Origin of the sequence: Pseudomonas sp. NUPR-001 (assembly GCF_052147955.1) — a bacterium.
In the GTDB taxonomy this organism is placed as follows: Bacteria; Pseudomonadota; Gammaproteobacteria; order Pseudomonadales; family Pseudomonadaceae; genus Aquipseudomonas.
In genome coordinates, this window is record NZ_CP197353.1 from 2445954 (window position 1) to 2466614 (window position 20661).

Below are 20661 nucleotides of genomic sequence, written 5' to 3' on the forward strand. Positions count from 1 at the left end.
GAGGTGACTGTGCTATTTGCCTTGATTCTGGCGCTGCTGATTGGCTGGACAGCGCAGCGCATGGGGTTGTGCCTGGTCAGAGCCTGCGAGCTGTTGCTGCAAGGGCGACCGACGTTATTTGTGGCACTGCTGTCGTGCGGTCTGTTCGGGCTGCTGCTTGCACCGCTGTATGAGCGGCTCGGCATCAGCCAGCCATTGTTTTCGCCGGGTATCGGCTATTGGCCGCTGCTGACTGGCGGCCTGCTGTTCGGTGTCGCCTCGGTTTTGAACGGCGGCTGCAGCCTCGGCACCTTGACTCGAATCACCCGCGGTGACCTCAACCTGACGCTGACCATTGTCGGCTGGGTGCTCGGTATCCTGTTGTGGCACCGCCTCAATCGGCAGCCTGAATACAAGATCGATCGCTTGCCGGAGATCTCCAGTCTCCATTACGGGCTGACCCTGGGTATTTTGCTGTTGGTATTGCTGGTGCTGGTGCGGGCTCACGGCGATCGACGCCTGGTGTTGGCCAGCATGCTGCTGGGTACCTTGACCCGTGCGCTTTACAGCCTTGAACCTTTATGGACACCCAGTGATTTTTTCTACGATCTGGCGCAATGGGTGTGGACGCCGGGTCAATGGTTGATCAGTGGCCAGCGCCTGGCGGTGTTTGCGGCACTGCTGCTGGGCATGCTTGGCTTTACTGTGTACCGCAAGACCTTCAGATGGCAAGCAATCCGGTTGGCCGCATCGAGTCGACATTTGCTGTCGGGAGTACTGATGGGCGGTGGCGCCTCCATGATGCTGGGGGGTAACGATTCACAGATGCTGCTGGTGTTTCCAACCCTCAACGTTGTTTCGAGCCTGCCTTTATTGGCGATTGTCGTGGGCATCCTTGCAGCCCTGGGTGTCAGGCGTTGTTGTCGCCCCCCCACTTGAACTGTGCAACGAGGAGCTTCATGAGCACTCTCGACATCGTCCTGAATCATTTCAACCTTCACGCGGCCACCTACCATCAAGGTGGCTTTTGCGGTACGTCAGCGTACAGCGGCCAGGTACCGTGCGGGTATATCCATTTGCTGCGGGCAGGGCGTGTCACTTTCGAGGATAAAGCCAGGCGGGTGTTCCACCTCGAAGAGCCCGGGTTGATGTTGATTGTACGGCCCAATGCCTATCGGCTTAGCGCGTTACAAGACGGCGGGGCTGAACTGGTCTGCGCGACCCTGCAGTTTGACGGCGGCATCGACAATCCGTTGTCCCGCGCTCTCCCGGACTACATCATCAGGCCGTTGCGCGAACTCCCGAGCCTGAGTGGTTGCCTTGACTGGATATTCCAGGAGGCGACAGGCCAGGAGGCGGCGCGCGAGCTGGTGCTCAATCGCTTGTTCGAGCTGATGGTCATTCAATTGCTGCGCCACATCATGACCCGGCGCGAGCTGCCTTGCGGGCTGATGGCTGGCTTGGCAGACATACGCCTGTCCCGGGCCCTCAACCAGATCCACGAAGCCCCCCAGAAGAGCTGGTCGGTTGCGGCGCTTGCCAACATCGCGGGTATGTCGCGAGCCAGCTTCGCAGCGCATTTTCGTCAAGTGGTGGGGTTTTCCCCGGCGGACTACCTGCTGGAGTGGCGTGTGAGCCTGGCGCAAAAGCGCTTGCGTGAAGGTCGGCCTATTGCCTTGATCGCCGATGAGGTGGGCTACGAGAGCCCATCGGCGTTGGCCAGGGCTTTTCGGCGCAAGGTAGGCAGCAGTCCCAGCCAATGGCTACAGCAGGTAGTCATCCAGGCGTGAGTACTGGACGTACTGTTGTGCATTGCAGACGCGCTGCCGCCGAGGCAGCAACGTGGCTCCCTAGAATTGCGCCATGCCTGTGAAACAGGACATTCACTGAATTGGGGAGTACCACCATGCAACGCCTTTTAAAGGCAACAGCCTTATTGATTGCAGGCACTGTCACCGCGACTGCTTTTGCTGAAGAGGGTGCCGAGCACCTTCGCGCGTACCACGCCCAGGCCAATGCCATGAGCCTCGCCGAGCACACCTATAGCCACTATGTGGATGACAAAGGGAAGATCAGTTTGCCGGTCGACTTTCGCAAGACCTGGAGCCACCTTGGTTCTTGGGTAGTGGGTGACAAACAGGCACCTGGCTTTGGCTTCCACGATGTCTACACGCAGCCCGAGGTTGTCGAGGCCTACCGCGCAACCGGTGAGTTTCCGGATGGGGCGGTACTGGTCAAGGAGATTCGCAACGTAGAACAAGGCGCTCAAACGACAGGTTTGGCACAGTGGGCCGGGCAGACTTCGGTGTGGTTCGTGATGGTCAAAGATCGCCAGCAGCGTTTCCAAAGCAATACCCATTGGGCCGAAGGGTGGGGCTGGGCACTGTTTGAAGCCAAGGCACCCAAGATCAATGTCTCGAAAGGTTTCCAGACGACGTGCCTGGGTTGCCATGTACCCGCCAAAGCGTCGGATTGGGTATTCTCCCGCGGGTATCCCACGCTGTTGAAGTTACCGCAATGACGGATGCAGCCGCTCATATTGAAAATGGCTCTTCACGGATTGTCGGGGGGAAGGGTTGGATTTTGCTTTTGCTTTTGCTTTGAGGGCTGTGGGCTTATCCATTTGATGGGGTGGCTGGGCTGGCACCTTCCGCCTTTACGGCGGCTTACTTTTTTCTTGGAAAAAGTAAGCAAAACCGCTGGCTCCTGCATCCGGCCCTACCGGTGGGAGCGGGCTTGCCCCGCGATTTGCTGTATCGCGCCAGATCGCGGGGCAAGCCCGCTCCCACCGTGACAAGCCCTCCAGTCACCTCCACTCGGCCTCCTGAAGTCGCTAAGTTACGGGCGGCGCCCGGGCTGGTGTTAGCTTCGCTAGTGGCGGCTTGGATGGTCTGTACGCTTGTGGCTTGTTGTTTTGCTCTTGCTTTGTGCGCGCGTTAGTTCAGGCGCCACGGTCTGCGACTTCAGGAGGCTGAGTGTAGGTGACTGGAGGGCCAGGTGCGTTAGCACCCTTCGGCGTAGCCGAAGGCGCGAGATGTAGACTTGCGTAGCAAGTCGTAGGCCGCGCGGGCCTGGAAGTCGCCGGAGCGAGGGGACCCGGAGCGAAGCGTAGGGCCGGATGCAGGAGCGAGCGGTTTTGCCTACTTTGCCCAAGAGCAAAGTAGGCCGCCGTAAGGGCGGAAGGGGCCAGCCCAGCCACCCCATCAAATGGATAAGCCCCCAGCCCTCAAAGCCAAAGCCAAAACCAATCCTGCCCCCGATCAGCGCCGAAAGAGATTTGGTCAACCCCGCCGGTAGAATCCGAAACCTTTGATCCGTAGCTTTTGAAGTTCTAACGTTGCATTGGCGCAAGCGGGCCTACGAACATCACCTTCAGTCGATCACGGCCAATGACACGTGCTAACTCCGCGATCACGCAATACATGAAGATCAACGTGATGAGCAGAATCTGTATTGCCCAAAAGCGTGGCCAGTTCATTGAAGACCACAGCAGCGAATTCGCATCCACGAGGCTGGGTGCTTCCTTCCAGTATTCGTACAGACGCTCCAAGTAGTGCACAACCAGCGCGACCACTGCATACATCAGCGTCTTCCAGGTTACATTCCAAATCAACGGTTTGTCAGGAAAGCGGTTAATGAAGGGCAGCATATCCGCGACCAATACCGATTTGCCGAGGATCATGGATGCGATCAGTACTGAAGCCGAGACGGGAAGATCAACCCCCGAGCCCTTGATCATCAGCCCGCGAATAAGGGCCACAATATGCAAAATGATGAAAAAGAAGATCGTGGGCGGAAGGACTTTCATGAATTCATGTTTGAGCTTGTGTATCAGCGTGCTCATAGTGATGCCCTTCAATTGAGGTTAGCGTGGCTTCGCCGGGACAAATAGAGGCTGGGTATCCAATCCAGGGTTGTCACCGTTGTATTAAACAAAGAGGCAAGCCACCGACTTATTGCCAATGGCTTGCCGAGATGCAATCAAGCATCAGTAGGCACGTTAGGGCGTGACGATTGGGAACCAGAAGTCGAAGTTGTCCATGTAGCTCATCAACTCCTCAAGCTTGCCTTCGTTGCCGTTGATCTTCACGTCGCCCTTGCTGACAGCATCCTTGAGCGTGGTCTGCTTGAGCATGATGTTGTTCAAGGTGTCACGGGTCAGGGTGATGGTCGCATCGGCGTCTTTGGCTTGCATGCCTTCGGTGTGGTTGAGTACACCGTTGACCATCTCCAGCGTGTACTTCTGCTTGAGGTCAGTGAAGTCCAGGTTCAGGGTGATGTGCTTGTCGCCCACCTCAGGCCCTTTCAAACGCATGGCCAGGAAGTCGAAGAACAGGTCCAGGTCCATCGCCTTGACGGTGTCGGGGCTGGCGGTGTCTGGCGTTGGCAGCTTCTGCACGCCGTTGCGCAGTTCTTGGGCACCGGTCAGGTAGAAGTTGCGCCATGGGCCGCTCTCGGCCTGGTAACCCAGTTGCTCCAGCGTGTCGGCTTGCAGGTTCTTCGCCGCCTGGTTGCTCGGGTCGGCGAAGACTACATGGTTGACCACCTCGGCCACCCAGCGGTAATCACCCTTGTCGTAGTATTCCTTGGCCTTTTTCAGCACGGCATCGGCACCGCCCATCATGTCGACGTAGCGCTTGGCCTGTTCATCCGGTGGCAGCTCCCACAAGGTCGCAGGGTTGCCGATGAACCAGCCCAGGTGCAGCACGTAGGTGGCCTTGACGTTGTGGTTCAACGAGCCGTAGTAGCCGCGGTTGGAGAAGCGGTTGGCAATCGACTTGGGCAGTTTCACCTGCTCGGCGATTTCGGTCATGGTGTACCCCTTGTTGGCCAGACGCAGGGTTTCGTCGTTGATGTAGCGGTACATGTCACGCTGCGACGACAGCTGATCTTTGACTTCCTTATTGCCCCAGACCGGCCAGTGGTGCATGGCGTACATCACCTGGACGTCGTCGCCCCACATCTTCAGCGCCTCGTTGAGGTACTTGGACCACGGCAGTGGCTCGCGGATCTTCGCGCCACGCAACGAGTAGGTGTTGTGCAGGGTATGGGTGGAGTCTTCGGCCGTGTTCAGGGCCTTTTTCTCCTTGATGTAATAGAGCATCTCGGCCGGCGCCTCACTGCCCGGCGCGTAGAGGAACTCGTAGGTGAGGCCGTCGATTACATGGGTCTCGCCGGTTTTTTCGATGATGTCGGTCGGCGGGATCAGGGTCACGGTACCGGCGGAGGTGGTGGTCCCCAGGCCCGCGCCCAACTGGCCGGTTTCGTTCGGCGGCAGCAGGTTACCGTACATGTAGCTGGCGCGACGGCTCATGGCGGTACCGGCCATGACGTTCTCGGCCACCGCATGCTCAAGGAAACCTTTGGGAGCGTAGATCTTGACCTTGCCGGCCTTGACGTCGTTCTCGTCGACAACGCCGCGCACGCCGCCGTAGTGGTCGACGTGACTGTGGGTGTAGATCACCGCCACCACCGGCTTTTTCGGGCGGTGCTTGAAGTACAGCTCCAGCGCAGCCTTGGCGGTTTCACTGGAAATCAGTGGGTCGAAGACGGTAATGCCGTCCTTGCCCTCGACGATGGTCATGTTCGACAGGTCGTAGTTACGCACCTGGTAGATGCCATCGGTAACTTCGAACAGGCCGGAGATGTTGATCAGTTGCGACTGACGCCAGAGGCTTGGGTTGGTGGAGGCCGGTGCCGTTTCACCTTCCTTGATAAAACCGTATTTGTTCGGGTCCCAGATCATGTTGCCGCTGGGGCCTTTGATCGGCTCGGACGGCAGCGGGGCGATGAAGCCCTTGTGCGCCAGCTCGAACGAGGTTTTATCGTTGAACGGCAATTCCTTGAGCAGCGCGTCGTTGGCCGCCTTGGTGGCCTCGGTGGCGGGCTTGGGCGCTTCGGCGGCCCAGGCGTGGTTGCTCATGGCGATGGCAGCGGCGAGCAGGACCGAGGTGCTGAGTTTCCAGATTCCGGCTGATGCGTTGTCAGCCCGTAGGGTCGAGGGTTGGACGATCGCTTTCATTTCAAACTCCTTGTTCAACGATGCGCTGTACCCTTGCAGGTAACCGCCAGCGCTCTGCACTGTACTCACAGTGCAGAAGGTTGGGGATCTACAGTGGGGTCGCGATTGCGACCTATTTCTTCAGCGCCTCGAACGACTTGACCATGTCACGTGCCCAGCCATCGATCACTGCCTTGGCATCGTTGGCACTCATGACCTGGGAGGAGTTGTCCAGCTCGGCGCCCGCGCCTTTGCGTACCACCTGAGCGACCACTTCGTTGCTGCCGCCATCAAGGAACGCCGCTTCGGTGGCGATGCTGGTGTCCTGATCGCGGATACCTGTGGCCGCGCTGACGCCGGCGGCTACCAGGGCAATCGGGATCACTTCATACGGTTGCAGGCCCTTGGTCTTGGCGCTGACCGCAGTGATCGCCGGACGTACCACCAACACCCGTGGCCCGGGGCCGCTGGCAAGCGGTAGTGCCTTGGCGAACTGGGTTTTCAGCGATTGATCGTAATACGTGGTGATGCCGTTCAGGGTTTTCTGCGGCACCTTCTCGGTGGGTTGCGGTTTTGGATACAACTGGCTTGGTTCAATAAACACGCTGGTGAACTGGCTGGCGTTCACGCCTGGTTTGATCCAGCGCATCACTGCTTCGCCAGAGGGCGACTTTTCTTCTTTGAGCAATTGGTAGCTTTTCAGGAACCCGGAGTACTCCTCGGGTGCTACGTATTTACTGCTGCAACCTGCCATCCCTAATGTGGCCAGGCACAATACGACCGCTAGCGGCTTCAACTTCATGGTGTAACTCCTTGTGGTCAATCCCGTACAGAATCAGGTCGAGACGGTGTTATCCGATTCAAAAACGCCAGGTCGCGCCGCCACCAATAATGTGTAGCGCGGCATCCTTGTAGGTTCCGGAGAGGGTGGTTCCGGAACGCGACTTGGTCTGTTCGTCGTCCATGTCTCCCAACCACACGAGGGTGTAAGCGACGTGCAGATCGAGACCTTCTTCAAGCTGGTAATTGACCCCGGTCGCGAAACGCCAGGCTTCGCCCATGGGGTTGTCAACGGTGCGGTCTTTGTCGTCTACCGCCGAGCTGTCATAGCCCAGGCCCATGCTCCAGCGCAGTTGTTTGGTGGCCTGGTACTGCGCCCCGAGCGAGGCGTGCCAGGTGTCTTTGTACTGGCGGTCTACCGTGCGGTCGACACCGGCGGCATTGGCATCGACCTCTACGCCGATCTGGCCGAAGTCGCTCCATTCTTGCCAGCCCAGGCTGCCGAGCAACTTCCATTGCGGATCGAGCTGATGTGCCACGCTCAACAGCACGGTCTGCGGGACATTCATGTCCAGCTCCAGTGAGTCGACGTCGAGGCGGCGCAGGGCGGCATTGATGATCGGGTTACTGACGTTGCGCACGTCCGGGCTGTCTTCAAACTCCAACTTGACCTTGCTGGTGTAGGCCAGACCGACTTGCGTGCGCTCGTCGAACTTGTAGAGCAAACCAAGGTTGACCCCGGTGCCTATGTCGGTGTCTTTGTATTCCAGTTGCCCATCCGGGCTGTCGCGCAGGCCGAGCAGGTTATTGTTGATGGCAACTTCGTCGCGGTAGTAACCGTACACAATGCGTGGGCCGATACCGACCGAAAGTTGGTCGGTGAACTGGTGAGCAATAGTTGGCTGAAAGGACACGCCGATCACCGCAGTTTCCTGGCTGAAGTAACGGCCGGCCCAGTCATCGTCATAATCCAGCGCCAGGCCAAAGTTGCCGTACATGCCAAAGCCAACGGCCGAACGCTCATCGAGCTGATGGCTGATAAACAGGCTCGAGCCCGGCAGCCACTGCAGGGCATTGCCGCCCTCGTTGCCGTCGAACTGGTTGTTGTCATCACGAGAAAAGCGAATGTGACCAAGAATCACCTGGGCATTGGCGCTGACTTGTGTGCCCTTGAGTTCGGTGATCCCGGCCGGGTTGCTCATCAGTACACTGGGGTCGGTAGCGAGTGCGGCAGCGCCTGCGTTGGCCAATCCGGCGCCTTCCTGGCCGGCCTCATAGATGAACAGGCCACCGGCGTTAGCATTCAGACTCAACAGTCCCAGCCCCGAACTGAAAACTGCCGCACACCAGATACGCGCGCTACGTGTACACGTGTTACTCATCGAGCTTCCCCTGCTGAATGTAAAAATTGCAGCACTTCCAAGGCATGGGCGCCCGATGGTTTTTGCTATTGTCTTGATATCATCAAGTACTGTTTAACGGTACGCCCAGCCCAACTACGACTAGCAAGAGCCTAGTAGTGATCGTGCAGAGCGCAACTTCAAGTGTGAGGAAAATGCGTTTCATTGCTCATTTCCCCACCGTAGGAGCGGGCTTGCCCCGCGATACCATGTGACTGATACACCGCAATCGCGAGAACAAGTCACATCACCGCCCCACAAGTTCAATGGCTGTGTTCCGCCCCCTCTTTGTGCGCATGCGTTTTAGCCGCAGGGCTGCTGTGCTGCCCTTCATGGTTGTGCATCGTGCTTTCCCCGCCACCGTGCTGATGGCCACCGCTGCTGGCTACCAGGGTTTGGTATTGCTCGGCATTCATCTGCGGCAGTTGCTCTAGGAACGCGACAACCCCCCAGATGTACTGATCCCCCATGCTCTTGCCCCAGGCCGGCATGCCGGTGGCCTTGATCCCGTGTTTGATGGTCCAGAAGGCAACGGCGGGGTTGTCGCCTGCGCCGACTTTGGCGAGGTTGGGCGGTGCCGGATACAGCGCCTGGCTGAGCTCGGTCTTTTCGACCCCGGGGGCGAGGTGACAGCCAATGCACATGGCGTTGTAGTTACCGGCGCCGGTGCGAATCAGCGCTTCATCTTTTAGATTCGGTACCTCGATATCGCGTGCACGCACCGCGATAGAACGATCCCGCGCCATGGCGAGGAAGGCATGCACGGCCGGAAAGTGCGGGTCATCAGCGCCGACATTGACCAGGCCGAAATACGCGCCGCCCAACACGGCCGCACTGCCTACGGCGCCTGCTACCACGAGTGTTGTTATTGTTTTTTTCATGTCAGGCTCTCAAAACCACATGCGGATACCGGCAACGAAACGCGCTTCATCGACATCGTCACCTTCGTCACGAATCAGGTCGGCGGTTTTGCCATAGGAACGGCTCCAGGTGACGCCGATGTAAGGTGCGAACTGACGCACGATCTCATAGCGCAGGCGCAGCCCGACCTCGGTGTTGGCGAGGCCGGAACCCACGCCGCGTTCGGGGTCGTTCTTGCCATAGAAATTGGCTTCGGCCATTGGCTGGAGGATCAGGCGATTGGTCAGCAGAATGTCGTATTCGCCTTCCAGGCGCGCGGCAGACTGGCCATTCTCGCCAATGAACGCAGTGGCTTCAGCTTCGAAGCTGTACAGCGCCATGCCTTGCACACCGAACGCTGCCCAGGTCTGCGGTGACTCAGGTTTGAAGTCCTGGCGTACGCCCGCGACCACATCCCACCAGGGACCGATGGCCCGCCCGTACAGCAGCTGCAGCTCCGCGTCCTCGGTCACGCCATTGGTGCGCTCACCCTCGGAGCGCATCCACAGGCGGTTGATGTCGCCACCCATCCACCCCGAAGCGTCCCAGGCCAGGGTGCTACCTTCGTCGGCATCCTGATATTCAAGCTGGTCGAGCAACAAGAAGCCGTTGATGGCGCTGTCGTGAACCTGGTGACCCGCCAGCGGCGGAAACGCGGCGTTGCGGTCGGCGTCGGTCAGTAGCGGAATCGGCGTGCGACTGGCTTTGGTGGGGGTATCAACCGCGCCGTGGTTCATGTTCGAATGATCCATGGCGCTGTGATCCATCCCTTGCATGCTGCCATGGCCCATCGCTGCATGGTCCATTTGTTCCGCCGCGAAGCCTGGCGCTGCAGCCAGTGTGCTGAAGGCCACCGTCAACGCCAGCAGCGACGGTCGTGTCAGGCTATTGACCATCTTTCCCTGCCTTAGCGTTGTCGCTGCCCTGTGATTCCATCATTTTGCTGTGGTCCATGCCCTGCATCGAGCCATGGTCCATTCCTTTCATGGCGTCATGGTTCATGCCCTTCATCGCGCCATGATCCATGCCTTGATGATTCATCCCTTGGGCTTGCTTACCCTGGGCGCCGGCTTTTGCTTCAGTCGCATGTTGCGAATGCTGCTGATGATTTTCGTCCGACCAGGTCGAAGGGGCATACACAGCCATCAGGCCTGCCATGGCGGCGGTGAAGAAAAAGGCGCTTGGTTTGATTGCTTTGCTCATGTCGATTCTCCAGTTCATTCGTCTACGCGGACTTCTCGGAACATGCCCATTTCCATGTGTAACAACAGGTGGCAGTGAAAGGCCCAACGGCCCAAAGCGTCCGCTGTCACGCGGTAGCTTCGTTTCGAGCCGGGCGGCATATCGATGGTGTGTTTACGCACCATGAAGTTACCGTCTTCATCTTCCAGGTCGCTCCACATGCCATGCAGGTGGATGGGGTGGGCCATCATGGTGTCGTTGACCAGGGTGAGACGCAGACGCTCGCCATACTTGAGGCGCAGGGGCTCGGCGTCTGAGAATTTGATGCCGTCGAACGACCAGGAGAACTTCTCCATGTGCCCGGTGAGGTGAAGCTCGAGGGTACGCCCCGGGGTGCGTCCGTCCGGGTCCATAAAGGTGCTGCGCAGGTCGGCATAGGTCAGTACGCGACGGCCATTGTTGCGCAGCCCCATTCCCGGATCGTTCAACTTGGCTATCGGGGTCATGGTTTGCATGTCGACCAGGGGGTTGTCGGTCTCGGACGCCGGGTGAGTCTGCATCCCGCTATTCATGCTGCCCATGCCGGCCATGCTGCTGTGGTCCATGCCGGCCATGCTGCCGTGATCCATGCCGGCCATCTTGCTGTGATCCATACCCGCCATGCCGCCATGGTCCATCCCGCCCGAGCTGCCGTGGTCCATGCCCATATCGCTCATCGCGATCAGCGGACGCGGGTCAATGGCCGGTACCGGCGCTTGCAGACCTTCACGCACGGCCAGCGTGCCCCTGGAGTAGCCGGTGCGGTCCATGCTCTGGGCGAAAATGGTGTAGGCCTGTGCGTCGTCCGGCTCGACGATGACATCGTAGGTTTCCGCTACCGCGATGCGGAACTCATCGACTTTCACCGGTTTGACGTGCTGTCCGTCGGCGGCGACGACGGTCATTTTCAGGCCAGGAATGCGCACATCGAAGTAGGTCATGGCCGACGCGTTGATAAAGCGCAGGCGGAGCTTTTCGCCGGGCTTGAAGAGCCCCGTCCAGTTGCTGTCCGGGGCCTGGCCGTTCATGAGGTAGGTGTAGGTGTAGCCACTGACGTCGGCCAGGTCGGTCGGGCTCATTTTCATCTCGGCCCAGGCTTTGCGGTCTGCGAGTGCCGCCGACCAGCCCATCTCGCTGACGTCGTTGACGAAGTCGCCAACGGTGCGTTTGTGCAGGTTGTAGTAATCCGATTGCTTCTTGAGTTTGGACAGCACCCTGGCAGGGTCTTCATCGGTCCAGTCGCTGAGCAGCACGACATAGTCGCGATCGTAAGTGAACGGCTCGGGCTCCTTGGCATCGATGACCAGCGCACCGTACACCCCGATCTGCTCCTGCAGCCCGGAATGACTGTGGTACCAGTAGGTGCCGTTTTGCTGAACCTTGAACCTGTATTCATACAGGCCATCGGGGGCGATGCCGTGGAAGCTCAGGCCCGGCACACCGTCCATGTTCGCCGGCAGAATAATGCCGTGCCAATGAATCGAGGTGTCCTCTTGCAGGCGGTTGCGAACCCGCAGGGTGACGGTGTCACCTTCGCGCCAACGCAGAACCGGGCCGGGCAGGGAGCCGTTGATCGCCATTGCCGTACGAGCGGCGCCGGTGATGTTGACCGGCAGCTCACCGATGTACAGATCAAAATCAGTGCCTGTCAGCACATTCGCCTGGCCCGGGCTGGTCACCGCCCAGACCGGCGTGCGCCACAGGCCCAATCCACCCAATAATCCAGTAGCGGCCAGGCCTTTGACGAAGGTTCGTCTCGTGGTTGTGCTGTGCATGCCGTAGTGTCCAGTCAGTCAGGTAATTCGCTGATATCCAGGGCTGCTCGACGTCGCAGGTCCCGGTTTCCTTGGGGTTGCCCCAAGCCTTGTGAGCCCCGAGGGCTGCAGGCTTGGGGCCACCTTAGCGAGCCTGCGCTTTCAAACAGCTGAGCCCGACATTACAGTTCTGTAAGGTGCTCGCGCCGGTTTGCCTGACAGCTATCTGATGCCCACATTACTTTTGTGTCAGGTTCTGGTTAGGTGGTTTTTTTGCTGCACACTGGGGGCTGTACACCTTTGGGGGCGGAGCACATGAAACTACTGGTCGCTGAGGATGAGCCGAAAACCGGGGCCTATTTGCAGCAGGGCCTTACGGAGGCAGGTTTCGTTGTAGATCGCGTCCTCACCGGCATCGATGCCCTTCAATACGCGCTGAGCGAAAGCTACGACCTGCTGATTCTCGACGTGATGATGCCCGGGCTGGATGGCTGGGAAGTGCTGCGCTTGGTGCGTGCGGCGGGCAAAGAGGTGCCGGTGTTGTTCCTGACTGCACGCGATGGCGTGGAGGACCGGGTGAAAGGGCTTGAGCTGGGCGCCGATGACTATCTGATCAAGCCCTTTGCCTTCTCGGAACTGTTGGCGCGGGTGCGAACCCTGTTGCGGCGCGGCAGCGGCTCATCAACGCAAACCACCATGAAGATGGCCGACCTTGAAGTCGATCTGCTCAAGCGCCGTGCGACCCGCAACGGCAAGCGAATCGACCTGACCGCCAAGGAGTTCTCACTGCTTGAGCTGCTGATGCGCCGTCGCGGTGAAGTCCTGCCCAAGTCACTGATCGCCTCCCAGGTGTGGGACATGAATTTTGACAGCGACACCAACGTCATCGAAGTGGCGATACGGCGGCTGCGGGCCAAAATCGATGATGACTTCGCGCCGAAGCTGATCCACACCGCCCGCGGCATGGGCTACATGATGGATGTTGCTGAGTGATGTTGGCCCGGTCTTCGCTGGCCAAGCGTTTGACCCTGATGATCATGTTTGCGGTGATCGCGGTACTGGTGGTGGCGGGCATCAGCTTCAACATGCTGGCCCAGCGTCACTTTCGCATGCTCGATGAACAGGCGCTGACCGAGAAGCTGACGTCGGCCACCCACATGCTCTCGATCCAGGCCCCTGGCGCGCGGCTGCAAGCGCTGCAACCGCAACTGCGCGCATTGCTGGGTGCACACCAGGACCTGAGTGCGGTCATTCTCGATGCACAGGGCACTGTACTGTTTGCAGAAGCCGATGCCTTGCCGATCCCTGAGCGTTTCAAGCGTGCTGACAAGCAAACCCTGTGGGATTGGCAAGACGGTGCGCGCAACTTTCGCGGCGTCACCGCTCACGTCCAGATCCAGGGCGTGCCAGGCCCTGTTACCGTCATGCTGATGCTCGACATCACCAGCCATGCGCATTTCTTTGCAACCCTGCAGCGATGGTTTGCAATCGGTCTGGTGATCAGCGCCTTGGTCAGTGCCGGCCTGGGCTGGTTGGTCGCCAAGAGTGGGCTGCGTCCGGTTCAGCAGATCACCAGGGTTGCGACGTCCATGTCGGCCAGGTCACTGCAAGAGCGTATCCCCCTGGAGCCTGTGCCCCTTGAGCTGCAAGAACTGATCTTGTCGTTCAACGCCATGCTTGCACGCCTGGAGGATGCCTTTGTGCGCCTGTCCAACTTCTCGGCCGACATCGCCCATGAGCTGCGCACCCCGGTCAGCAACCTGCTGACGCACACCGAGGTGGTGCTGTCGAAGAAGCGCGATCCGGATGCGTACGAGGAAAACCTGTACTCGAATTTGGAAGACCTCAAACGCATGTCGCGGATGATCGACGACATGCTGTTTCTCGCCAAGTCCGACAACGGCCTGATCATGCCCGAGCAAGTCGAGATCAAACTTGAAGAGCGGGTGTCCAGGCTGTTCGACTACTACCAGTTGCTGGCTGAGGATCGCGACATACGGTTAACCCTTGAAGGTGAAGGCAGTGTCCGTGGCGACCGGCTGATGATCGACCGGGCTGTTTCCAACATTCTTTCCAATGCCTTGCGTTACACCGCGCAAGGCAACGAGATAGCGGCGCGCATCGAGCAAAGCGCCGATAACGTGACCCTCGCCATCAGCAACGGCGGCGCCAGCATCGACCCGCAGCACATCAACCGGATTTTTGATCGCTTCTACCGGGTCGACCGGGCCAGGCGGGAAGGGGCACCCAGTAATGCGGGGCTGGGGCTGGCCATAACGCGATCCATCGTTGAGGCGCACCAAGGCAAGATCTGGTGCACCTCGATTGAGGGCATGACCACGTTTCACCTTGTTTTTCCGGCGCTATCGCGGGGCAGGGTGATTGCCCTAGGCATCTGACCGAGGTAGGAGCAGGCTTGCCCCGCGAATGCGGTCTGTCAGTCACGTCGCTTCGCGGGGCAAGCCCGCTCCTACAGGAGATAGGGTTGCAGGTCTTGGTGGGCTTGATCTTCGAGCAGGCCGACGGTGACTTCAATGCCGGCCTGGCGCAGTAGTTCGATACCTGCGCCGTTGTTGCGCGGATCAGGGTCGAGCATCGCCACATGCACACGGGCAACCCCTGCATTCACCAGCGCCAAGGCACATGATGGCGTTCGGCCTGCGAAGGAGCAGGGCTCCAGCGTGACATAAGCCGTTAGCTCATCGAGCCCTTTCTCCAGCTGGGACAGCGCCATCGCTTCGGCATGATAGCTTCCCGGCGCTTGTGTGTAGCCACTGGCGATCACGGCACCATGGCGGACGATGACACAGCCTACTGGCGGGTTAGGCAGGCAATTGGGGAGTGCGCGTCTTCCCTGGTCTAGCGCCTGGCTCATCAGCAGTTTGTCTTGTTGCGCGCGGGGAAACGACATACCGGGTCCTTGGCAGTGAAGTGGTGTCGACAGCATACAGTGCCAGCGTCCCGCGATGGCCGGAAACGACGGCCCGCGTGGTATGGTGACACCCCGATCGCGGGGCAAGCCCGCTCCTACCGGATGATGTATGTTCGATGAATATTTGAAACGCTGGGCGCTCACCCAGGACGGTGACGCGTTCACCTCGCTGAACGGCCATCTGCTGCCGGTTCGCCAACACGGTGTGGCGGCGATGCTGAAAGTCTCGCAACAACCCGAGGAACAAGCAGGCAGTCTGCTCATGGCCTGGTGGGCGGGAGAGGGGGCGGCGCCAGTGTTGGCCCAGGATGGCGAGGCCTTGCTGATGGTGCGTGCGCAAGGCTCAAACTCGCTGTTGCGCATGGTTGAAGGCGGCCAGGACGATCAGGCCACGCGTATCCTCTGTGCCGTGGCGGCCCGCTTGCATGCACCTCGCAGCAAACCCTTGCCTGCCTTGGTGCCGCTGGAGCAATGGTTCGATTCGTTGTGGCGTGCGGCCGCCAGCCAGGGAGGCCTGCTGGCGCACAGTGCCGCCACCGCCCGTGAACTGTTGGCCGCGCCGCGCGATGTCGCGGTATTACATGGCGACATCCACCATGAAAACGTGCTGGATTTCGGCCCGTCTGGCTGGCTGGCGATTGACCCCAAAGGGTTATATGGCGAGCGGGGTTTTGATTACGCCAACCTGTTCTGCAATCCTGATGGCGAAAGCGCGCTTGCACCGGGGTGTTTCGCGCGCAGGGTTGAGAGCGTTGCCCAGGTTTCTGGCATCGATCGCAAAAGACTGCTGCAATGGATACTTGCCTGGACAGGCTTGTCGATAGCCTGGAAGCTTGAAGACCAGATTGAGATCGGCCATACCCTCGCTGTAGCGCAACTGGCCGCAGCACTGTAGGAGCGGGCTTGCCCCGCGATCACGAAGCGCCAGACACACCACAATCGCGGGGCAAGCCCGCTCCCACCTGAGTAACACCCATGACACCCATTTTTCGCCAGGCAGTACCCGCTGACACCGACCGCTGCTTCCACATCGAAACGATCGCCTACGAGGGCGACGAAGCGGCAACCCACGCCAAGATTGCCACCCGCATCGCCCAGTACCCACAAGGCTTCCTGGTCATGGAGCTGGAGGGCGAAATCGTCGGCTTCATCAACAGCGGCTGTGCCCATGAAGTGCTGATGTCTGACGAAGCGTTCAAAGAGCTGATAGGCCACGATGCGAACGCTGTCAACGTGGTGATCATGTCGGTGGTCCTCGATCCTGCCCACCAGGGCAAAGGCTATTCCAGCCTGCTGATGCGTCAGTTCATCGCGCGCATGCGCGGCATGGGCAAGAAAACCATTCACCTGATGTGCAAAGAGCGGCACATCGACCTCTACAAACACTTTGGCTATCGCTACGTGAAGCCGTCCCCCTCCGAGCATGGCGGGATGGCGTGGCACGAGATGATCATGGAACTGTAGACAACCGGCACTATCGACTCGGTTCTTGCTTGCCGACAGCGCGATGTCCCGGTTGTTTTGCTTTGGCTGTCAGCGTGACCCAGGCCACACCGCTCAAGGTGACCAACGCCGACAACCCGGCACCCCAGGAAATATGTTCGCCGAGCAGCAAGACGCCGAGTACCGCGCTCAGCAGCGGTACCGAGAGCTGTACCGCACCGGCGCTAATCGCCGTCATGCGCCCACGAACCCAGTACCAGATCGCATAGCCAATCGCAGAAGCCAGGCTGCCAGACAGCAGGGCATAGGTCATGCCCCACCTATCGACACTCAGGTGATCGTGCTGCACCCACATCAGCAGCAACGCCAGCGGCACGGCCCAGAGAAAACTGGTTGCGGTGTTGGCGATCGGCGAGTCGCAAGCACGCCCAAGCACCGAAAAACCGCCCCAGGCGAACCCGGCCACCGCCATCAGCGCCGCCGCTGACCACGCTGGCGTCGAGGCGGAAGGCGCAAGAAACGCGGCCATGCCGCCCAGTGCAACCAGCACGCCGAGCAGGTTGGTTCGTTCGCCGTTGCCGTAGCCGTAAGCGATCATCAACAGTTGCGCCGAAGCGAACAGCACCAGTGCGCCTGCGCCGGTACTGATATCGCGATAGGCAAAGGAGAACGCTGCCACATAGGTAAACAGCAACACCGCCGACCACAACCCCGATGGCGTGAACTTCAGCCTTACGCCCTGCAGCAGCGCAATCAGCAGCAGGGTCAGTGCCCCGGAAATCACCCGGATCGCGGTGAATGATGCTGCGTCAATCGTCGTGGTCTGGAAGGCCGCTCGCGTCAGCAATGAGTTGGCTGCAAACGCCAGCATGGCGAGGCTGGTCAGCAACACCACGAGCAGCAGACGCTTCTCTGTGTTATTCATACGCGCACCTTTTTTATTGTTGAAGTGGTGAGTCAGTCAAGACTATGCGAAATGTGACTTCGCCTGATCTCATCCTTTGGTAGGTCTTAGTGGCGTTCGAGGCAGACTGATGACGTTGGTAATGGAAAACCTGACTCGCTTTGAGCGTATTGAATGCTCGATGGTCAATGCCAGTGGCGCCCGTTACCCCAAGCACACTCATGAAGAGTACGTGATCAGCGCGAACCTCAGCGGGCTGGAGCGGATCTGGTTCAACGGCAAGCAGCAACAGGTGCTATCCGGCGAGGTGACGCTTTACAACCCGATGACCGTGCAGGCATCGGAGTTCTGCGGCACAGGCGCGCAATTCATCAGTGTGCATCTGGATGCGCAGCAAGTGCACAGCATCTTTGACCAGACCAGCAGCGCCAATGACCTGCCCACGTTCGAGGAGGGCGTGCTCCGTGATGGTGCGCTGTTTCGTTCGATCCTCGCGTTGAATGAGCAGTTGGACTCCAGCGGTCGAGACGAAGCGTTACTGGTGCTGTTCAGTGAGCTGGCGCGTTTTCGTACCACGCCAGCAACTACCGATGAGCCAGTGCGCCTGGCGCAGTTGATCCGTTTCATGAAGGACAATCTGTACGAAGCGATTGAACTGGAAGACCTCTGCGCCGAAGCCAATCTGTCCAGGTTCCATCTGGTGCGCAGCTTCAAGGCCCTGAAAAGCCTGCCCCCTATGCAGTATTTCAAGCAACTGCGCCTGATCGAAGCACGTCGGCGTCTGCGCCTTGGCCATGCACCGGCACGTATCGCTGTCGAGCTGGGTTTCTTTGACCAGGCGCATTTGAGCAATGCCTTTCGCAACGTGATGGGCACTACGCCGTCGAACTACAGGTCGGGAATGGGGTAGAGTGCCGCCCACTTATCAATCGTTGTTTGAGCAATGAATCGTCCGCTATTTGTTTCCCTGGATGGGCCCAAAGGTACCGGCAAAACCACCCTGTTGGAGGCCGTTACCAAAGCGCTGAGGGCTGACAACCACAAGGTGATCCGGCTCTGCGAGAGAAAAAGCGATCCCAACCGTGCTGAAACCATGGCGCTGGTCAACGCTTTCGTCAGAAATCCCAGCTGGGAACTGGAACTGAGGGTTTGTGAGCGCTTTGCGCACAGCCGTGCCTGGATTTCCCGGCATGTGCTGCCTAAGCAGCCAACCGATAGCATTGTCCTGATCGATCGCTGGTACCCGTCGGATGCCGCGTTTCGGCGGCTGGTGCCGTTTGCAGACATTCTTCAGCTGAACATTGATCACAATGTGCAAGTGCCAGACCTGCATGTCGGGGTTGTCACCGACCCTGACGTTTCCTGGGCCAGGGCGGCGGCACGCTCACGTGGGCTGAGCAGTACGGTGATGCACAAGCTGCAAGAGCATGTCGCCTGTACCGAGGCGTTCGAGCGGGCGGTCGCTGATCAGGGCTGGGTGTTATGCCGTAATGAAGGATCGATTGAAGCGGCGACGCGGCAAGTGGTGTCTGAGATCTATACCGCAGCGGGTAGGAGCGGGCTTGCCCCGCGATTGCGGTGAATCAGAACCAGCGCGATCGCGGGGCAGTTGGCGGTCTTTCGCTATGCTCATCGCACTGAGAGCGTGTTAGCAGGGAGGAAGGCCAATGGCCACTGCACTTCTCGTGGACCCGACACCGATCGTGCGCAGTGCCTTGCGGGATCTGCTGGAAAATATGGGGCACACTCGTATTGACGAGGCGGTGGACATCCCCTCGGCGCTGACGCTTGCCCGTGAACATCACCCGGAACTGGTGATCCTCGAAATGGCCCTGCCAGGGGCCGGTGGGCTTGACCTGCTGCGCCGCTTGCGGGCCCGCGATCCGGCGCAGAAACTGCTGGTGTACAGCCGCCAGAACCCCGAACATTTTGCGCCGCTGTGCTTTCAGGCCGGCGCCAGTGGTTTTGTCAGTAAAGACGAGGACCTTGGCGGGCTGCGCAAGGCGATTGTCGATGTGCTGGCCGGGCGCGCGCATTTCGCCCGCCATTACATGCAGCCGGGCAGTGGCGGGGAGCTGGCGAGTTTGACGCCCCGCGAATTGGCGGTGTTGCAGTTGATCGCCGAGGGGCACTCCAATTTGCGCATCGCCGATCAGTTGCGCATCAGTTTCAAGACGGTGAGTACCTATAAGGGCAAGCTGCTGGAGAAACTGCACGTGAGGTCCAACGTCGAACTGGCGGAAATCGCCCGGCGCAACGGTCTGGTAGCGGGGCAGGAGAGCGGCTCCGGTGCCCTGGCAGCGCAGGAACTGCCGCTGGAACTAGGCCTGTTGCGCGGCCTGGTGGACGCTGCGCCCAATCCCATGTTCGTGCGCACCATCGAGGGCCGGTTGCTGTTCTGTAACCAGCGCTTTCTTGACTACTACCACATCACCGCAGAGGAGGCGCTGAACTCGGGACACGCCGATGCCCGCTGGTTTCCGCCTGCGCTGCGCCAGAAAGTTGCCGAGTCGTTCCCGCGGCTGGTCAACGACGGCGTTCCGATTGCGGTGACCAACCGCGTGGAGGTGTTCGGCGTACCGCGCCTGCTGCACTACTGGATGGTGCCTTACCGCGACTCGAACGGTCAGCCTGCAGGCATGCTCGGGGGGTTGCAGGACATCACGGTCAATGAAGAACACCTGATCGAGCTGCGCGACCAGGCACTGGCTGCGCAAGCACAACTGCACCAACGCAGTGAATTTTACCTGTCATCGCTCGGCGAACTGGCCGAGCGCCTGGCAGATATGGGCCTGCATCCGGCAACGCCAGGGCTGGCCGACCTCACCGCGCGTCTGGCGCGGCTGCGGCGTATCTGTGACCTTGAAGATAGCCACGCAGCACGATTGCCCATGACCTGTGAGCTGCGGGCCTTGGTCGAGCGCTGCCTGATCGGGCATCAGGCCACCTTGTTCGGTACCTCCAGCCTCAACACCGATCGGGTCTGGGTGGATGCGCAGGTGTTCTCGGAATGGATGACCAGTGCCCTGGCCCTGTTTCGCGCCGGCAATGATGCGCCGATTACGCTGCGCCTGGACACGGCCGCTCTGGAGCACGGACGCCTTGCCGCGCATCTGCAGATACACGGGCGGATGGCAGCGCAAAGCATCATCGACCGGCGTCATGCCGAGCGCCTGGCAGAGCACCTTGAGGGGCGCTTCAGCTATGCGTGCGAGGCGGGCGACGTCACCGTTTCGCTTAAACTCGAACTGCTCATGGCCAGTGTCGAGTGACTATCGAATTACTCTGATGGCACGGCCTGAAGGACTCTGAGTTCGCTCCGAACCACCCCGCCCTAGCATGAGTGC

General features: G+C 59.7%; 19 protein-coding genes and 1 pseudogene. 10 read left to right on the plus strand and 10 right to left on the minus strand.

The features are described 5' to 3' along the window. Positions 1-3: 3 nt before the first annotated feature. From ACP6KB_RS11165 to ACP6KB_RS11175, 3 genes are all read left to right on the plus strand, one after another. Entirely contained in the window at positions 4-918 is a 915-nt protein-coding gene (locus tag ACP6KB_RS11165; RefSeq protein WP_442113776.1) for a YeeE/YedE thiosulfate transporter family protein, read from the plus strand. A 20-nt stretch (positions 919-938) separates the two neighbouring features. Continuing rightward, complete coding sequence (locus ACP6KB_RS11170) at positions 939-1769, plus strand: cupin domain-containing protein (protein ID WP_442113777.1); 831 nt, start codon at positions 939-941, stop codon at positions 1767-1769. Between the two features lie 116 nt (positions 1770-1885). Further along, a complete protein-coding gene (locus tag ACP6KB_RS11175; protein WP_442113778.1) occupies positions 1886-2500 on the plus strand; it encodes a cytochrome P460 family protein in 615 nt (204 codons plus the stop codon). Positions 2501-3310: 810 nt separating this feature from the next. Here ACP6KB_RS11175 and ACP6KB_RS11180 read toward each other — a convergent pair. The 8 genes and pseudogenes from ACP6KB_RS11180 to ACP6KB_RS11215 form a co-directional block, all read right to left on the minus strand. Next, positions 3311-3823, minus strand: a complete 513-nt coding sequence (locus ACP6KB_RS11180; protein ID WP_442113779.1) for a hypothetical protein — start codon at positions 3821-3823, stop codon at positions 3311-3313. 156 nt (positions 3824-3979) lie between these two features. Then, positions 3980-6001: an alkyl/aryl-sulfatase gene (locus ACP6KB_RS11185; protein ID WP_442113780.1), complete on the minus strand. Its 2022-nt coding sequence runs from the start codon at positions 5999-6001 to the stop codon at positions 3980-3982. A 112-nt stretch (positions 6002-6113) separates the two neighbouring features. Beyond that, positions 6114-6782, minus strand: coding sequence for a DUF3313 domain-containing protein (locus tag ACP6KB_RS11190; RefSeq protein ID WP_442113781.1), 669 nt, complete (start codon positions 6780-6782; stop codon positions 6114-6116). Positions 6783-6840: 58 nt separating this feature from the next. Then, entirely contained in the window at positions 6841-8142 is a 1302-nt protein-coding gene (locus ACP6KB_RS11195; protein ID WP_442113782.1) for an OmpP1/FadL family transporter, read from the minus strand. Positions 8143-8426: 284 nt separating this feature from the next. After that, a pseudogene (locus ACP6KB_RS11200) lies at positions 8427-9041 on the minus strand (c-type cytochrome); the annotation flags it as partial. 9 nt (positions 9042-9050) lie between these two features. Then, on the minus strand, positions 9051-9956 hold the full coding sequence (locus ACP6KB_RS11205; protein ID WP_442113783.1) for a copper resistance protein B: 906 nt from the start codon (positions 9954-9956) through the stop codon (positions 9051-9053). After that, positions 9946-10263: a hypothetical protein gene (locus tag ACP6KB_RS11210; protein WP_442113784.1), complete on the minus strand. Its 318-nt coding sequence runs from the start codon at positions 10261-10263 to the stop codon at positions 9946-9948. Before ACP6KB_RS11210 ends, ACP6KB_RS11205 begins: the two co-directional genes overlap by 11 nt. A gap of 14 nt (positions 10264-10277) precedes the next feature. Next, complete coding sequence (locus ACP6KB_RS11215) at positions 10278-12056, minus strand: copper resistance system multicopper oxidase (RefSeq protein ID WP_442113785.1); 1779 nt, start codon at positions 12054-12056, stop codon at positions 10278-10280. Between the two features lie 294 nt (positions 12057-12350). Between ACP6KB_RS11215 and ACP6KB_RS11220 the strand changes: the two genes are divergently transcribed. Together ACP6KB_RS11220 and ACP6KB_RS11225 are read left to right on the plus strand one after the other, a co-directional pair. Then, positions 12351-13028: a heavy metal response regulator transcription factor gene (locus ACP6KB_RS11220; RefSeq protein ID WP_442113786.1), complete on the plus strand. Its 678-nt coding sequence runs from the start codon at positions 12351-12353 to the stop codon at positions 13026-13028. Then, positions 13028-14434 (plus strand): heavy metal sensor histidine kinase, encoded by a 1407-nt coding sequence (locus tag ACP6KB_RS11225; protein WP_442114293.1) that lies wholly within the window; start codon positions 13028-13030, stop codon positions 14432-14434. The genes ACP6KB_RS11220 and ACP6KB_RS11225 overlap by 1 nt, the downstream gene beginning before the upstream one ends. Positions 14435-14505: 71 nt before the next feature. On the opposite strand, the gene ACP6KB_RS11230 is transcribed toward ACP6KB_RS11225, so the two are convergent. Next, positions 14506-14946, minus strand: coding sequence for a bifunctional diaminohydroxyphosphoribosylaminopyrimidine deaminase/5-amino-6-(5-phosphoribosylamino)uracil reductase RibD (locus ACP6KB_RS11230; RefSeq protein WP_442113787.1), 441 nt, complete (start codon positions 14944-14946; stop codon positions 14506-14508). A gap of 130 nt (positions 14947-15076) precedes the next feature. Here ACP6KB_RS11230 and ACP6KB_RS11235 point away from each other — a divergent pair, with 130 nt between their 5' ends. Then, the gene (locus tag ACP6KB_RS11235; RefSeq protein ID WP_442113788.1) at positions 15077-15862 is read left to right on the plus strand and encodes an aminoglycoside phosphotransferase family protein; all 786 of its coding nucleotides are present in this window, start codon (positions 15077-15079) and stop codon (positions 15860-15862) included. An 80-nt stretch (positions 15863-15942) separates the two neighbouring features. After that, positions 15943-16431, plus strand: a complete 489-nt coding sequence (locus tag ACP6KB_RS11240; protein ID WP_442113789.1) for a GNAT family N-acetyltransferase — start codon at positions 15943-15945, stop codon at positions 16429-16431. A gap of 10 nt (positions 16432-16441) precedes the next feature. Here ACP6KB_RS11240 and ACP6KB_RS11245 read toward each other — a convergent pair whose 3' ends face one another. Then, positions 16442-17335: a DMT family transporter gene (locus tag ACP6KB_RS11245; protein WP_442113790.1), complete on the minus strand. Its 894-nt coding sequence runs from the start codon at positions 17333-17335 to the stop codon at positions 16442-16444. Positions 17336-17444: 109 nt separating this feature from the next. Here ACP6KB_RS11245 and ACP6KB_RS11250 point away from each other — a divergent pair, with 109 nt between their 5' ends. The 3 genes from ACP6KB_RS11250 (at position 17445) to ACP6KB_RS11260 (ending at position 20586) form a co-directional block, all read left to right on the plus strand. After that, a complete protein-coding gene (locus tag ACP6KB_RS11250) occupies positions 17445-18224 on the plus strand; it encodes an AraC family transcriptional regulator (RefSeq protein WP_442113791.1) in 780 nt (259 codons plus the stop codon). Between the two features lie 33 nt (positions 18225-18257). Next, entirely contained in the window at positions 18258-18896 is a 639-nt protein-coding gene (locus ACP6KB_RS11255) for a dTMP kinase (protein ID WP_442113792.1), read from the plus strand. Between the two features lie 85 nt (positions 18897-18981). Beyond that, complete coding sequence (locus ACP6KB_RS11260) at positions 18982-20586, plus strand: response regulator (RefSeq protein ID WP_442113793.1); 1605 nt, start codon at positions 18982-18984, stop codon at positions 20584-20586. Positions 20587-20661 lie beyond the last annotated feature (75 nt).

What these genes read in the sequence shown, in the direction of transcription:
- ACP6KB_RS11245 (WP_442113790.1), bottom strand. Translation starts at nt 17,335, where the DNA reads ATGAATAACACAGAGAAGCGTCTGCTGCTCGTGGTGTTGCTGACCAGC.
- ACP6KB_RS11190 (WP_442113781.1), bottom strand. Translation starts at nt 6,782, where the DNA reads ATGAAGTTGAAGCCGCTAGCGGTCGTATTGTGCCTGGCCACATTAGGG.
- ACP6KB_RS11215 (WP_442113785.1), bottom strand. Translation starts at nt 12,056, where the DNA reads ATGCACAGCACAACCACGAGACGAACCTTCGTCAAAGGCCTGGCCGCT.
- ACP6KB_RS11220 (WP_442113786.1), top strand. Translation starts at nt 12,351, where the DNA reads ATGAAACTACTGGTCGCTGAGGATGAGCCGAAAACCGGGGCCTATTTG.
- ACP6KB_RS11230 (WP_442113787.1), bottom strand. Translation starts at nt 14,946, where the DNA reads ATGTCGTTTCCCCGCGCGCAACAAGACAAACTGCTGATGAGCCAGGCG.
- ACP6KB_RS11205 (WP_442113783.1), bottom strand. Translation starts at nt 9,956, where the DNA reads ATGGTCAATAGCCTGACACGACCGTCGCTGCTGGCGTTGACGGTGGCC.
- ACP6KB_RS11195 (WP_442113782.1), bottom strand. Translation starts at nt 8,142, where the DNA reads ATGAGTAACACGTGTACACGTAGCGCGCGTATCTGGTGTGCGGCAGTT.
- ACP6KB_RS11170 (WP_442113777.1), top strand. Translation starts at nt 939, where the DNA reads ATGAGCACTCTCGACATCGTCCTGAATCATTTCAACCTTCACGCGGCC.
- ACP6KB_RS11175 (WP_442113778.1), top strand. Translation starts at nt 1,886, where the DNA reads ATGCAACGCCTTTTAAAGGCAACAGCCTTATTGATTGCAGGCACTGTC.
- ACP6KB_RS11225 (WP_442114293.1), top strand. Translation starts at nt 13,028, where the DNA reads ATGTTGGCCCGGTCTTCGCTGGCCAAGCGTTTGACCCTGATGATCATG.
- ACP6KB_RS11240 (WP_442113789.1), top strand. Translation starts at nt 15,943, where the DNA reads ATGACACCCATTTTTCGCCAGGCAGTACCCGCTGACACCGACCGCTGC.
- ACP6KB_RS11255 (WP_442113792.1), top strand. Translation starts at nt 18,258, where the DNA reads ATGAATCGTCCGCTATTTGTTTCCCTGGATGGGCCCAAAGGTACCGGC.
- ACP6KB_RS11235 (WP_442113788.1), top strand. Translation starts at nt 15,077, where the DNA reads ATGTTCGATGAATATTTGAAACGCTGGGCGCTCACCCAGGACGGTGAC.
- ACP6KB_RS11180 (WP_442113779.1), bottom strand. Translation starts at nt 3,823, where the DNA reads ATGAGCACGCTGATACACAAGCTCAAACATGAATTCATGAAAGTCCTT.
- ACP6KB_RS11250 (WP_442113791.1), top strand. Translation starts at nt 17,445, where the DNA reads ATGACGTTGGTAATGGAAAACCTGACTCGCTTTGAGCGTATTGAATGC.
- ACP6KB_RS11210 (WP_442113784.1), bottom strand. Translation starts at nt 10,263, where the DNA reads ATGAGCAAAGCAATCAAACCAAGCGCCTTTTTCTTCACCGCCGCCATG.
- ACP6KB_RS11260 (WP_442113793.1), top strand. Translation starts at nt 18,982, where the DNA reads ATGGCCACTGCACTTCTCGTGGACCCGACACCGATCGTGCGCAGTGCC.
- ACP6KB_RS11185 (WP_442113780.1), bottom strand. Translation starts at nt 6,001, where the DNA reads ATGAAAGCGATCGTCCAACCCTCGACCCTACGGGCTGACAACGCATCA.